Genomic DNA, 13,859 nt, shown 5'->3' on the forward strand with positions numbered 1-13,859 from the left:
GTGAGTGGCGCACGAGGATGGTTTAACTCGATCGTGTGATGGTCGGCTCGTGGGCTTGCGCTGGTCCGGGCTGATCGGGGTGATGTCATCAGCGCGATCTGGGGCGCCGAGTGCGGTGCCGGCGTGCGGGGCCTCTGCTCCACCAGCGAGATGGTTCAGGGCCTCCCCGTCGCTTCTGGCCGCGTCCATATGGCCAGGTCGTGAGGGACTCCGTCCTTCCGGCTCGGACCACGGACAGGATCCGTGTCGCCGCCCGGTTGCGAAAGCGGACGACCAGTGCGCCCAAGACCGTTCGGGGCGTGCCAGTGCGCAGGACTCACTCCTGCTCACTGCTCAGGAACAATGGACCGCGGACTTGAGAAGATCGATCCGTGGAGAATCCTGAGCCGTTCCCCGGGTCCGACATCGAGGCCCCGGCCGAGCCCGACCGGGCGACCGGCCGCCGTCCGGTCCGCTGCCGCCTGTGCGGTCGCCCGCTCACCGGCAGGGAGTCGCGGCGCACCGGGCTCGGCCCTGCCTGCGACGCCAAACTGCACCCTGCCGCGCCGGACATCCGCACCCGCCGCCACGAGGTCGAACAGGACCCCCTGCCCGGCACATGAGCCGGGCTACGCGCCCAGCCGGCGGAACAACCCCTCCTGCACCACGGACACCAGCAGATTGCCGCCCCGGTCGTAGATCCGGCCGCGTGCCAGTCCCCGCCCGCCCGTCGCGATCGGCGACTCCTGGTCGTACAGGAACCATTCGTCGGCCCGGAACGGACGGTGGAACCACATCGCGTGGTCCAGCGACGCCATGTCGAAACCGCGCGGCCCCCACAGGGGTTCCACCGGGATACGGACCGCGTCGAGGAGCGTCATGTCACTCGCATACGTCAGCGCGCAGGTGTGCACGAGCGGATCGTCGCCCAGCGGGCCGACCGCACGCATCCAGACCGCGCTGCGCGGGTCCGCCTCCTTGATCTCCTCCTGCGTCCAGCGCAGCCGGTCCACGTACCGGATGTCGAACGGCTGGCGTCTGGCCATCCGCTCCAGCGCATCCGGCAGCACCCCGAGATGCTCGCGCACCTCTTCGGCGACGGTGGGCAGCTGCTCGGGGTCCGGAACGGTCCGGGCGGGCGGCAACTGGTGCTCGAAGCCCGCCTCCTCCGGCCGGTGGAAGGACGCCGTCAGGTTGAAGATCGTCCTGCCCTGCTGCACGGCGGTGACCCGGCGCGTGGTGAACGACCGCCCGTCCCGCACCCGCTCGACCTCGTAGACGATCGGCACGCCGGGTCGGCCCGGCCGCAGGAAGTACGCGTGCAGCGAATGGACCGGCCAGTCCTCGTCGGTGGTCCGGCCGGCCGCCACCAGCGCCTGTCCGGCGACCTGGCCGCCGAAGACCCGCTGCAGCGACTCCTCGGGGCTGCGTCCCCGGAAGATGTTGACCTCGATCCGCTCCAGGTCGAGCAGGTCGACCAGGCGCTCGGCGGGGTTCGTCATGCCGTTCGTCTCCACTCTCGCAACGGTGCCGTCGTCACGGCGGTCACGCTCACAGCTGGCCGACCGAAGTGACCCGGACGACCGCCCGGCCCTCTTCGTCGGAGGCCGCCAGATCGACCTCAGCGCTGATGCCCCAGTCGTGGTCGCCGTTCGGGTCGGCGAACGTCTGCCGCACCCGCCACAGGCCGTGCGCGGCGTCCTCGTCGATCTTCAGCAGCTTCGGACCCCGGGCGTCCGGGCCGGTGCCCAGATCCTCGTACTCGTCCCAGTACGCGTCCATCGCCTCGCCCCACGCGTCCTCGTCCCAGCCCGCCTCGCCGTCCAGCTCGCCGAGTTCGGCGGCCTTGTCCAGCGCGGCCAGCTCCACCCGGCGGAACATCGCGTTGCGAACCAGCACCCGGAAGGCGCGGGCGTTGGCGGTGACCGGCTTGACCTCGTCGGCCCGCTCCTGCGCCTGCTCGGCGGTCTCCACCTCCGGGTTGGCGAGCTGCTCCCACTCGTCAAGGAGACTGGAGTCCACCTGACGGACCATCTCGCCGAGCCAGGCGATCAGATCCTCCAGGTCCTCGGACTTCAGGTCGTCCGGGATGGTGTGCTCAAGCGCCTTGTACGCGCTCGCCAGGTAGCGCAGCACGATCCCCTCGGTGCGGGCCAGCTCGTAGTTGGAGGTGAACTCCGTGAAGGTCATGGCCCGTTCGTACATGTCACGGATCACGGACTTCGGCGAGACGGGGTGGTCGCCCACCCACGGGTGGCTCTTGCGGTACACGTCGTACGCATGCCACAGCAGCTCGCTCAGCGGCTTCGGGTACGTGACGTCCTGGAGCCGCTCCATCCGCTCCTCGTACTCGACGCCGTCCGCCTTCATCTGGCCGACCGCTTCGCCGCGTGCCTTGTTCTGCTGGGCGGCGAGGATCTGCCGCGGGTCGTCGAGCGTCGACTCGACGACGGAGACCATGTCCAGGGCGTACGACGGCGATTCGGTGTCCAGCAGGTCGAACGCGGCCAGCGCGAACGTGGACAGCGGCTGACTGAGCGCGAAGTCCTGCTGGAGATCGACGGTGAGCCGCACGATGCGCCCCTCCGCGTCCGGCTTGTCGAGCTGTTCCACGACGCCGCCGTCCAGCAGGGAGCGGTAGATCGCGATGGCCCGGCGGATGTGGCGCAGCTGCGCGCGGCGCGGCTCGTGGTTGTCCTCCAGCAGCCGCCGCATCGCCTCGAAGGCGTTGCCGGGGCGGGCGATCACGGACAGCAGCATCGTGTGCGTGACCCGGAAGCGGGAGGTCAGCGGCTCCGGGTCGGACTGGATCAGCTTGTCGAACGTGGTCTCCGACCAGGCGACAAATCCCTCGGGGGCCTTCTTGCGGACCACCTTGCGCTTCTTCTTGGGGTCGTCGCCCGCCTTCTTGACGGCCTTCTCGTTCTCGATGACATGCTCGGGCGCCTGCGCGACGACGAAGCCCGCCGTGTCGAAGCCGGCCCGGCCCGCGCGGCCGGCGATCTGGTGGAACTCACGGGCGCGCAACGTACGGACCCGAGTGCCGTCGTACTTGGTGAGTGCCGTGAACAGCACAGTACGGATGGGGACGTTGACGCCGACGCCGAGCGTGTCCGTACCGCAGATCACCTTCAGCAGACCCGCCTGGGCGAGCTTCTCCACCAGGCGGCGGTACTTCGGGAGCATGCCCGCGTGATGCACCCCGATGCCGTGACGCACATAGCGGGAGAGGTTCTGGCCGAACTTCGTGGTGAAGCGGAAGTTGCCGATCAGATCGGCGATCTTCTCCTTCTCCTCCTTGGTGCACATGTTGATACTCATCAGCGACTGCGCCCGCTCGACGGCCGCGGCCTGCGTGAAGTGCACGATGTAGACCGGCGACTGTCGGGTGTCCAGGAGTTCGGTGAGCGTCTCGGTGATCGGGGTCAGCCGGTACTCGTAGCTGAGCGGGACCGGCCGGGTCGCCGAGCGGATCACGGAGGTGGGGCGGCCGGTGCGCCGGGTCAGGTCCTGCTCGAACATCTTGACGTCACCGAGCGTGGCCGACATCAGGATGAACTGGGCCTGCGGCAGCTCCAGCAGCGGGATCTGCCAGGCCCAGCCGCGGTCCTGTTCCGCATAGAAGTGGAACTCGTCCATCACGACCTGGCCGATGTCGGCGTACTTCCCGTCGCGCAGCGCGATGGACGCCAGCACCTCGGCGGTGCAGCAGATCACCGGGGCGTCCGCGTTGACGGAGGCGTCGCCGGTGAGCATGCCGACGTTCTCCGTACCGAACAGTTTGCACAGGTCGAAGAACTTCTCCGAGACCAGCGCCTTGATCGGGGCGGTGTAGAAGGTGACCTTGTCCTGGGCCAGAGCAGTGAAGTGCGCACCCGCCGCTACCAGGCTCTTTCCGGAGCCCGTGGGGGTGGAAAGGATCACGTTCGCCCCGGAGACCACCTCGATCAGCGCCTCCTCCTGAGCAGGGTAGAGGGTGATGCCCTGGGTCTCGGTCCATGACGAGAAGGCCTCGAAGAGGGCGTCCGGGTCGTCGGTCGGGGGCAGCTGATCGATAAGGGTCACGCCCCCATCTTGCCTGGCTTCCGCCCGGATGAGGGAACCGGACGCCCGTACGAAGATCACGGAAGGTACGCTGCCCACTCAACTCGGCCGCGTCGCAACGGCGATGGCGGCCGGACAGAATTTGGGGGCAGAAGAACCATGATGGGACCGGCACACTCGCTGTCCGGGGCGGCGGCCTGGCTGGGGGTGGGCGCGGCGGCGGCAGCCGCGGGCCATACGATGCCGTGGCCCGTCCTGGTCGTCGGCGCACTGATCACCGCGGGCGCCGCGCTCGCCCCGGACCTCGACCACAAGTCCGCGACCATCTCGCGCGCCTTCGGACCGGTCTCCCGCGGACTCTGCGAGATCGTCGACAAGCTCTCGCACGCTGTCTACAAGGCGACCAGGGGCTCCGGCGACCCGCGCCGCAACGGCGGTCACCGGACTCTGACGCACACCTGGCTCTGGGCGGTGCTGATCGGCGCCGGAGCCTCCGCCGCAGCGATCACCGGTGGCCGGTGGGCGGTCCTCGCCATCCTCTTCGTCCACCTCGTGCTCGCCGTCGAAGGACTGCTGTGGCGGGCCGCCCGGATGTCCAGCGACGTCCTGGTGTGGCTGCTCGGCGCGACCAGCGCCTGGATACTGGCCGGCGTCCTCGACAAGCCGGGCAACGGCTCGGACTGGCTCTTCAGTGCCCCCGGTCAGGAGTACCTCTGGCTCGGGCTGCCGATCGTCCTCGGCGCACTCGTCCATGACATCGGCGACGCGCTGACCGTCTCCGGCTGCCCGATCCTGTGGCCCATTCCGCTGGGCCGCAAGCGCTGGTACCCGATCGGGCCGCCGAAGGGCATGCGGTTCCGGGCCGGCAGCTGGGTGGAGCTGAAGGTGCTGATGCCGGCGTTCATGGTGCTCGGGGGACTGGGCGGGGCGGCTGCGCTGAACTTCATATGACCGTCGGTACCGATGGCCGGTACCGACAAGCCGGGACCGACGGCCGGGATGGGGAACGGTCGATCAGGCAGAGTCGCGCTGCACCGGACGCTGAGCCGGAACGATCTCCCCGGCCGCCCCCGGGCCGTTCCCGTCGACCAGGCCGCGCAGCATCGGCTCCACCCAGCGCCATCACCACCGTCTACGGCGATAACCTGCTCCGGTCCGCCTCGTGCTTCGGCCCGGTGCCCTCGCCGGACACGACCTCACCGCCGCCCCAGGACCCTCTCCGACAAAAAAGTCCGGTGGGCCGGGCGCGGGGGCAGGTCCTTCACCGACCTGGTGGCCGAACCGGTACATGACACCGTCGTCGCCGACCGGCTCCTGGTCGAATCCGTCCTTGCCCGGCCCGGTGCGGCGCGACCAACGTCATCGCTTCGCGCCGCTGGCCAATACCGCCCGCGCGATCCGGCTCAACGACCGCTCAAGGTCACTCGGGCGCGCGGGTGGCCCGGAGGAAGCGGGCCCCCCACTCCTGGACGTGCGCGGCGAACTCCGGCGGCCCCAGGACCTCGAACTCGACGCCCACGTTGCCCAGTGCCTGGGTCGGCCAGTCGAGGGAGGTCGAGGTCATGGTGAGCCGGCAGCTGTCCCGGTCGAGCGGCTCGATCGTGCCCCACTGGCCGACCACCTGCCGCACCCGTGCGGATGGCGCGTGGACGAGGGCCTCGACCGTGTACGGAGCCGGGGCCCTGCTCGCCGCCTGGACGAAGGCCACGGCGTCCTCGGCCGGGAGCAGGCGGGGCCGGAAGCGGGCGCCGGTCGCCGTCGGCCCGGTCAGCCGGTCGAGGCGGAAACTGCGCCAGTCGTGGCGGTCCAGGTCGTAGGCGACCAGGTACCAGCGCCCGCCGAGGGCGACGACGCGGTGCGGTTCGACCTCGCGCTCGGTGGGCGCGTAGCCCCTGGATGTGTAGCCGAACCGCAGCCGCTCCTCGTCCCGGCATGCCTGGGCGACCGCGGTGAGCACCCCTGCTCCGACGACCGGCCCGGACGCGGCCGCGGAGACGGTCATCGCGCGCAGGGCGTCCACCCTGGCCCTGAGCCGGGGCGGCAGGACCCGCACCACCTTGGTGAGTGCGCGCAGGGACGCATCCTCCATCCCCGCGATCCCGCTCTGTGCCGCGTCGCCGATGCCCACCGCGAGTGCCACCGCCTCCTCGTCGTCCAGCAGCAGCGGGGGCAGGACAGCGCCGGGCGCAAGCTGGTAGCCGCCGTCTGTGCCCCGGGCCGCGCTGACCGGGTAGCCGAGCTCGCGCAGGCGGTCGACGTCGCGGCGCAGGGTCCGCTCGGAGACTCCGAGCCGGTCGGCCAGTTCCAGGCCGGGCCAGTGGCGGTGGGTCTGCAGCAGAGAGAGCAGTTTGAGGGTCCGTGAGCTGGTGTTCGCCATGCCGGAATACTGCCCTGGGTTCCGGTCAGAAATTGGCCGGAAGCTTCCTTAGGGTCGATCTCGAAGGCCGTACCGGACCGATGTGAGGACGAAGAAATGATCACCCGTGAGATCCAACTGGCCGCGCAGATCACCGGCGTCCCGACGCTCGACCACTTCACCGTCGCCAAGGCCGAGGTGGACGGCGAGGTCCTGGTGCGCACCGACCAGGTGGGACTCGCCGCGACCTACCTGGAGCTGATGCGGGCCGACTGCACCATCCCGGTGCCGGCCTGGCAGCCGGGCCGGCGGGTAGGAGTGGCCGCCACCGGCACGGTGGTCCGGTCCGACAGCCCCGAGCTCGCGGTCGGCGACATGGTCCAGTCGATGGCCGGTTGGAGCGAGTACTCGGCAGGTCCGGCAGCCGGCTACCTCAAGCTCGACCGCGAGCTCTTCGCCGACCCCGGCTACCACCTCGGCCAGGGGCCGACCGCCTACTACGGGATGGCCGAGGTGGCGGCCGTCGGCGCGGGCGACGTGGTGTTCGTCTCCGGTGCGGCGGGCGGGGTCGGCTCGCTGGCCGGGCAGATCGCCAGGTGTCTCGGCGCGGCGCGGGTGATCGGCAGCGCCGGAAGCCCGGCGAAGGTCGACTACCTCGTCAACGAGCTCGGCTACGACGCCGCGTTCGACTACCACGACGGCTCCGCAGCCGACCGGCTGGGGGAGCTCGCACCCGATGGCATCTCCGTGTTCTTCGACGTCGTGGGCGGCGAGCAGTACGAAGCCGCACTGCAGGCGGCCCGGCCTGGGGCGCGCTTCGCCCTGTGCGGCTCACTGTCGAGCCAGCTCGGCGACGCGGCCGAGCGCTTCCCGAAGCCCGACCGCGCGGCGGCCGAGGCACAGGGCATCGAGCTGCTGCCGTTCTCCTGCTACCACACACCCGATCAGATCGCGGCCTGGAGGGAGCACTTCAGCACGTGGCTGGGCGAGGGCCGCTTCATCTACCCGCAGACGGTAGTAGAGGGCGGGATCGAGGACGTGCCGCGGGCGTTCCTCTCGCTGCTTCAGGGTTCCTACCGGGGCAATGTCTCGGTGCGGCTGTCGTGACCACCCTCTCCCTCCGGGCCCTGAACCGGGCGCTGATGGACCGGCAGTTCCTGCTGGCGCGCACCGATCGCACTCCGGTGGAGGTGATCGGGCGACTGGTCGCACTGCAGGCACAGGAGCCCAACTGGGCCTACGTCGGACTGTGGAGCAGGATCCACGGCTTCACGCAATCCGAGCTCACCGCACTGCTGGAGGACCGGCAGGTGGTCCGCTCCGGCCTGCTCCGCAGCACCCAGCACCTCGCTGCAGCCGACGACTTCCGTCGGCTGCGGCCGCTGCTGCAGCCCGTGCTCGACCGCACCGCTGGCTCACCCCACTTCACCCGGAACAGCACAGGCCTGGACGCGGAGTCCTTGGTGGCCGAGGGACTCGACCTGCTCGGGGGCGGGACGCTGTCCCGCAAGGAGCTGGCCCGGAGACTGGCCGAACGCCACCCGGGACGCGACGGGCGGATCCTGGCCGGGGAGGTTGAACTGCGCACTCCTCTTGTCCACGCTGCTGCCACCGGTGCCTGGGGCTCCTGGGGAAACCGCTCGGCGGTCTCCGTCACGCCCGCCGAGGCGTGGCTGAGACAGCCGATGGCTACCGCAGCGACGGCGACCGGCGTCAAGGATTCGGCGAAGGAGCTGATCCGCCGCTATCTGGCTGCCTTCGGCCCGGCCGGGGTGAAGGACGTCCAGGCCTGGTGCGGACTGACCCGCCTGGGCGAGGTCGTCGCGGACATGCACGCCGAACTGCGCCGCTACTGCGGCCCCGATGGCAGGGAACTGATCGATCTGGCTGACGCGGAGCTGCCTGACCCCGAGACCCCCGCCCCCGTGCGGTTGCTGCCCGCATTCGATAACGCCCTGCTCGGTCACGCCGACCGGACCCGCGTCATCAGCGACGAGGACCGCAAACGCGTGATGCCCGGCCAGGCGCAGGTACGGCCCACCTTCCTGGTGGACGGCCGGGTGCACGGAACGTGGTCCCTCGGCACCGGGACGCTGCGGCTCACCCCGTTCCGGCCGCTCTGCGCAACCGATCGGGCGGCCCTGGAACAGGAGGCCGACCGGCTGCTGCCGTTCGTGGGAGGCACGACGGTCTCCTACAGCGACACGGTCGCAACCCGGTCGTCTTGAGGTTCCATCCGGCATCTACCGCTGGAACGAGGCGCCGAAGGCCCAACCCGACACGACGTTAGCGGCCCTGCGGCCGACGCCGGGCAGCGTGACACAGTACTGCCCCCGTGGAGTCCCGTCGGCAGGTGTGCGGTCATGGGCGTCGCCCGTACCGCAATGCGGAGTCCGCGGATTCGTTCGCGCACCAGGCACTTCCGGACTTGCACAAGCGACGGCTGCGGATGAACCTGAAGATCTGAGCGGAGTGCCGGCACACACGCAAGAGGGGAGATTCCCAGTCCACCGGCCGCCCCCGAAAGCCCGCGGTCCGGAGATTGCTCCCTTGGAGACGGCATCGACACGAGGCGGTCGGTATCATCCATGCTCTGCGTTCTGCGGCTGAGCTTTCTAACTGGTGGTCAGGCCGAAGGCGGTGATGAGCACTGCCCAGCACACCGCAACGATCACGGCGCCCGCCACGTGGACACCGACGGATCTGGCCCGGCTCGGCAGCAGCCAGAAGGCGAACACTCGATTGACCAGTGGCATCAGCAACCAGGTCAGCACGCTGACACTCAGTACGTTGCTGATGAACAGAGCGAGATACCCGGCCATTCCTAGGCGACTGAGCCAGCCGCCGACCGTCAGGTTCAGGATCATCACCGTGGGATACAGAGCCAGTACCACGGACATGGCCTGCTTCCAGTTGGGCGGAACCCCTTCCTCCGTTCCCTGGCCGAAGCGGAACCAGCCGCTGTGTTCAGCTGCTCAACCCGGAGGCGCCCACCATCTCCGAGGAGTACCAGGACGCGTACACCCTGAAGCTGGTGCCTCGCCCCGAGGGTTCCCCCGATATCGTTCCCGAACGCGCTCGTATGCTGCTGGGGTGCACGATCTACACCAGTGGCGCTCCGTGTCCGATGTGCATGAGTGCCATCTACTGGTCCCGGATCGGCACCGTCTACTACAGCTGCGACTGGAAGGCGACGCAGGAGATCGGCTTCGACGACGTCTTTCAGTACGACGACTTCGAGAAACCCCCGGACCGGCGGAGCATCACTCTCGAACAGCTCCTTCCCGAGCTGGGGGCCACTTCCTACGAGGCATGGGCGAACAAGCCCGACAGGCACCCGTACTGAAACGGCTGGGACCGAGAACCCGATCACTGCGCCGAGGCGGTTCAAGCCGCCCTCGGTGCCGCCGTGACCCCGCCGCAGCGGATATTGGAGACCGTGTTGGGCACCAGGATGCGGCCGAGGAGGGTCCCGTCCAGGGCGTAGCAGTGCACCCCGTCGTCCATGGCCGCGACCCAGAGGCGGCCCCGGTCGTCTCCTCGTAGTCGGGGTGTTCAAGGTCGGTCGCGATGACGGCGACGTTGTGCGCGTCGCGCACTCCTTGCTTGGCACCGACCGGTGGCCGCTCCCTCCTCAGCCGTGCCAGGACCGCCACAGCGCCGCATAGGCACCGTCCGCCGCCACCAGCTCGTCATGGCTGCCCAGCTCACTGATCCGGCCGCTCTCGACGACCGCGATCACATCCGCGTCGTGCGCGGTGTGCAGCCGGTGGGCGATCGCCACGACCGTACGTCCGTCCAGCACCCGGGCCAGCGACCGCTCCAGATGCCGGGCGGCCCGCGGGTCCAGCAAGGACGTTGCCTCGTCCAGCACCAACGTGTGCGGATCGGCCAGGACCAGCCGGGCCAGGGCGATCTGCTGGGCCTGAGCGGGTGTCAGCGCCAGACCGCCGGAGCCGACCTCGGAGTCCAGCCCCTCCTTCAGCGCCCGCGCCCAGCCGTCCGCGTCGACCGCCGCGAGCGACGCCCACAGCTCGGCGTCCCCGGCACCCGCACGGGCCAGCAGGAGGTTGTCCCGCAACGAACCCACGAACACATGGTGCTCCTGGTTGACCAGCGCCACATGCGTACGTACCTGCTCCGCCTTCATCTGCGACAACTCCGCACCACCGAGGGTCACTTCACCTGTGCGTGGCGCGTAGATCCCGGCAAGCAGCCGGCCCAGCGTGGACTTTCCGGCCCCGGACGGGCCGACCAGCGCCAGGCGCGTACCCGGCGCGACGTCCAAAGACACCCGGTGCAGGACATCCAGCCCGGCGCGGTAGCCGAATCGCACCTCCTCGGCGCGTACGTCCCGGCCGTCCGGTACCACCTCCGCGTCGCCCGCGTCGGGTTCGATGTCCCGGACACCCACCAGCCGGGCCAGCGACACCTGAGCGACCTGCAGCTCGTCGTACCAGCGAAGGATCAGACCGATCGGGTCGACCATCATCTGCGCCAGCAGCGCACCCGTCGTCAGCTGTCCGACGGTGAGCCATCCCTCGATGACGAACCAGCCGCCGAGCATCAGCACCGCGCCGAGGATCGTCACGTACGTGACGTTGATGACGGGGAAGAGCACCGAACGCAGGAACAGCGTGTACTGCTCCCATGCCGTCCACTCCTTGATCCGCCGGTCCGACAGCGCCACCCGGCGCGCGCCGAGACGGTGCGCCTCCACCGTCCGTCCGGCGTCCACGGTCTCCGCCAGCATCGCCGCGACCGCCGCGTACCCGGCGGCCTCCGAGCGGTACGCGGACGGCGCCCGGCGGAAGTACCAGCGGCAGCCGAGGATCAGCACCGGCAGCGCGATCAGTACGGAGAGTGCCAGCGGGGGAGCGGTCACGGTGAGCGCACCGAGCAGCAGCCCCGCCCACACCACACCGATCGCCAGCTGCGGCACGGCCTCCCGCATTGCGTTGGCCAGCCGGTCGATGTCGGTGGTGATCCTGGAGAGCAGATCACCGGTCCCGGCCCGCTCCAGCACGCCCGGTGGCAGCCCGACCGACCGCACGAGGAAGTCCTCGCGCAGATCGGCCAGCATCTCCTCGCCGAGCATCGCGCTGCGCAGCCGCATCATCCGGGTGAACACGGTCTGTACGAGCAGTGCGAGCCCGAACACCGCGGCGGTGCGCTCCAGATGGAGGTCGGCGACCCCGTTCGACAGGTCCTCGACCAGTCCGCCCAGCAGATACGGCCCGACGATCGAGGCGATCACCGCGACGGCGTTGACCGAGATGAGTACCACGAACGGCTTGCGGTGGCGCCGCATCAGGTCCCGTACATAGCTGCGTACGGTGGTGGGGGTGCCGACCGGCAGCGTTGTCGCCGACTCCGGGGCGGCCGGGTCGTACGTCGGTTGTGCGACGCCGATCATGCCCTCTCCTCGATTCCTTCGATCTCTTCGATCGCCTTGATCCCGGTGACTTCGCTGATCCCGTCGATCTCGTCCGGTGCGGTCAGTGCCGCGATCTCGTCGTCGGTCTCCCGGGTGACGACCGCCCGGTACCGCGGTTCGGTGTGCAGCAGTTCGCGGTGCGTGCCGACCGCTGTCACGGTGCCCCGGTGCACCAGCACCACCCGGTCCGCGAGGTCCAGCAGCAGCGGCGACGAGGCGAACGCGACGGTCGTACGACCCTGGCGCAGCGCCTTGATACCGGCGGCGACCCGGGCCTCGGTGTGCGAGTCGACGGCAGACGTCGGCTCGTCGAGAACCAGTGCCTCCGGATCGGTGACCAGGGAGCGGGCCAGAGCGAGCCGCTGCCGCTGGCCACCGGACAGCGACCGGCCGCGCTCGGTGATCCGGGTCGTCATCGGATCGCCGTCCCTGGTCACCGAGGCCTGTGCCAGCGCGTCGAGCACGTCATCGCACTGGGCGGCGGCAAGCGCCTGCTCAGCGGTCACCTGGCCGGACGACGGCACGTCCAGGAGCTCCCGGAGCGTCCCGGAGAGCAGCACCGGGTCCTTGTCCTGGACCAGCACCGCGGTCCTGGCCGCCGCCAGCGGCAGCTCGTCCAGCGGTACGCCACCGAGCAGGACGGACGGGTTCTTCTCCGGCGACGACGTGCCCTCGGGGGCATCGTCCGTCGTGTCCTGCTCCGCGGGCGGCTCGGCGTGCCCGCCGAGCCGTTCGGCCAGTCGGCCGGCCTCGTCCGGGTCGCCGCAGACCACCGCGGTGAACCTGCCCGCAGAAGCCATCAGCCCGGTGATCGGGTCGTACAGATCACCGGAAGGCACCACGTCAACGGTCGACGGCTCGGCGGTGCGGTGCAGCGACAGCACCCGCACGGCCCGCTTGGCGGACGGCCGTGAGAAGGAGTACGCCATCGCGATCTCCTCGACGTGCCGCAGCGGGAACAACATCAGCGTCGCAGCGCTGTACACCGTGACCAGCTGGCCGACCTCGATCCGGCCCTCGCGGGCCAGCGTCGCCCCGTACACGACCAGCGAGATGAGCAGCACGCCCGGCAGCAGCACCTGGATCGCCGAGATCAGCGACCACATCTGCGCGCTGCGGACGGCTGCCCTGCGGACCTCCTGCGAGGCACGCCGGTAGCGGCCGAGGAACAGCTCCTCGCCGCCGATCCCGCGCAGCACCCGCAGCCCGGCCACGGTGTCCGACGCCAGTTCGGTGGCCTTACCGGCCTTCTCGCGCTGAAGGTCCGCGCGTCGGGTGGCGCGGGGGAGCAGCGGCAGCACGGCCAGTGCCAGGAGCGGCATGGCGAGTGCCACCAGCGCCCCCAGCGACGGCAGATAGAGGACGAGTCCGACACAGATCAGCACGAGAGCGACGGCGGCAGCGGCGAAGCGGGAGAGTGCCTCGACGAACCAGCCGATCTTCTCTACGTCGCCGGTGGACACCGCGACGACCTCGCCCGCGGCGACCCGGCGGGTCAGTGCGGACCCGAGTTCGGCGGTCTTGCGGGCCAGTAGCTGCTGGACGCGGGCGGCGGCGGTGATCCAGTTGGTGACGGCGGTCCGGTGGAGCATGGTGTCGCCGACCGCGATCAGCACACCGAGGACGGCGATCAGTCCGCCGGCCAGCGCGAGCCGGCTGCCGGAACGGTCGACGACGGCCTGCACGGCGAAGCCGACGGCCAGCGGCAGCCCGGCGACGGAGCACTGGTGCAGCAGGCCCCAGGCCATGGACGTGAGCTGTCCGCGGATCTGGTTGCGGCCGATCCAGAGCAGGAAGCGTGGGCCTGACCGGACATCGGGATCGCCAGGATCCGAGTAGGGAAGATCGCGAATGTGCATGACGTCCCATGGTTCTGAGGATCGGTTGTTGTTCGGTGACTGACTCAAACCGTGCAAGGTTCACCCGGGGGCCCCGGTCGAAGCAAAGGGTTTTCTCCACGGAATGCGTATTTCGCGCCAAGGTCACCGAGCGGGCCGTGGGAGGTCGCGCTGCGGGGCCCGGCCGCAACGGCCGGGCCCCGCA

The 13,859-nt window shown here is 70.0% G+C and carries 11 protein-coding genes and 1 pseudogene; 5 read left to right on the plus strand and 7 right to left on the minus strand.

Annotated elements, in window-relative coordinates; all coding sequences use genetic code 11:
• The first annotated feature begins 404 nt into the window (after window positions 1-404).
• The gene (locus AB0915_RS14125) at window positions 405-602 is read left to right on the plus strand and encodes a DUF6011 domain-containing protein (protein WP_266990908.1); all 198 of its coding nucleotides are present in this window, start codon (window positions 405-407) and stop codon (window positions 600-602) included.
• A 6-nt stretch (window positions 603-608) separates the two neighbouring features.
• On the opposite strand, the gene AB0915_RS14130 is transcribed toward AB0915_RS14125, so the two are convergent.
• Window positions 609-1,481 (minus strand): acyl-CoA thioesterase II, encoded by an 873-nt coding sequence (locus AB0915_RS14130; protein WP_366691335.1) that lies wholly within the window; start codon window positions 1,479-1,481, stop codon window positions 609-611.
• 49 nt (window positions 1,482-1,530) lie between these two features.
• Window positions 1,531-4,044, minus strand: coding sequence for a DUF3516 domain-containing protein (locus AB0915_RS14135; protein ID WP_366691336.1), 2,514 nt, complete (start codon window positions 4,042-4,044; stop codon window positions 1,531-1,533).
• A gap of 138 nt (window positions 4,045-4,182) precedes the next feature.
• On the opposite strand from AB0915_RS14135, the gene AB0915_RS14140 reads away from it, so the two are divergent.
• Window positions 4,183-4,974, plus strand: a complete 792-nt coding sequence (locus AB0915_RS14140; protein WP_366691337.1) for a metal-dependent hydrolase — start codon at window positions 4,183-4,185, stop codon at window positions 4,972-4,974.
• Between the two features lie 469 nt (window positions 4,975-5,443).
• Here the strand turns inward: AB0915_RS14140 and AB0915_RS14145 are convergent, their stop codons facing one another.
• Window positions 5,444-6,400, minus strand: coding sequence for a YafY family protein (locus AB0915_RS14145; protein ID WP_366691338.1), 957 nt, complete (start codon window positions 6,398-6,400; stop codon window positions 5,444-5,446).
• A gap of 96 nt (window positions 6,401-6,496) precedes the next feature.
• Here AB0915_RS14145 and AB0915_RS14150 point away from each other — a divergent pair, with 96 nt between their 5' ends.
• Together AB0915_RS14150 and AB0915_RS14155 are read left to right on the plus strand one after the other, a co-directional pair.
• On the plus strand, window positions 6,497-7,486 hold the full coding sequence (locus AB0915_RS14150) for an NADP-dependent oxidoreductase (protein ID WP_366691339.1): 990 nt from the start codon (window positions 6,497-6,499) through the stop codon (window positions 7,484-7,486).
• Window positions 7,483-8,607, plus strand: coding sequence for a winged helix DNA-binding domain-containing protein (locus AB0915_RS14155; protein WP_366691340.1), 1,125 nt, complete (start codon window positions 7,483-7,485; stop codon window positions 8,605-8,607). The genes AB0915_RS14150 and AB0915_RS14155 overlap by 4 nt, the downstream gene beginning before the upstream one ends.
• A gap of 387 nt (window positions 8,608-8,994) precedes the next feature.
• Here the strand turns inward: AB0915_RS14155 and AB0915_RS14160 are convergent, their stop codons facing one another.
• Window positions 8,995-9,279, minus strand: a complete 285-nt coding sequence (locus tag AB0915_RS14160) for a hypothetical protein (RefSeq protein ID WP_366691341.1) — start codon at window positions 9,277-9,279, stop codon at window positions 8,995-8,997.
• Between the two features lie 182 nt (window positions 9,280-9,461).
• Here AB0915_RS14160 and AB0915_RS14165 point away from each other — a divergent pair, with 182 nt between their 5' ends.
• Window positions 9,462-9,725 (plus strand): nucleoside deaminase, encoded by a 264-nt coding sequence (locus tag AB0915_RS14165; protein ID WP_366691367.1) that lies wholly within the window; start codon window positions 9,462-9,464, stop codon window positions 9,723-9,725.
• 68 nt (window positions 9,726-9,793) lie between these two features.
• Here AB0915_RS14165 and AB0915_RS14170 read toward each other — a convergent pair.
• From AB0915_RS14170 to AB0915_RS14180, 3 genes and pseudogenes are all read right to left on the minus strand, one after another.
• A pseudogene (locus AB0915_RS14170) lies at window positions 9,794-9,925 on the minus strand (SMP-30/gluconolactonase/LRE family protein); the annotation flags it as partial.
• An 88-nt stretch (window positions 9,926-10,013) separates the two neighbouring features.
• Window positions 10,014-11,795 carry an ABC transporter ATP-binding protein gene (locus AB0915_RS14175; protein ID WP_366691342.1) on the minus strand — a complete coding sequence of 594 codons (1,782 nt, stop codon included), beginning with the start codon at window positions 11,793-11,795 and terminating at the stop codon, window positions 10,014-10,016.
• Entirely contained in the window at window positions 11,792-13,675 is a 1,884-nt protein-coding gene (locus AB0915_RS14180; protein WP_366691343.1) for an ABC transporter ATP-binding protein, read from the minus strand. The genes AB0915_RS14175 and AB0915_RS14180 overlap by 4 nt, the downstream gene beginning before the upstream one ends.
• Window positions 13,676-13,859 lie beyond the last annotated feature (184 nt).

Source organism: Streptomyces sp. NPDC048411, from assembly GCF_040704695.1.
In the GTDB taxonomy this organism is placed as follows: Bacteria; Actinomycetota; Actinomycetes; order Streptomycetales; family Streptomycetaceae; genus Streptomyces.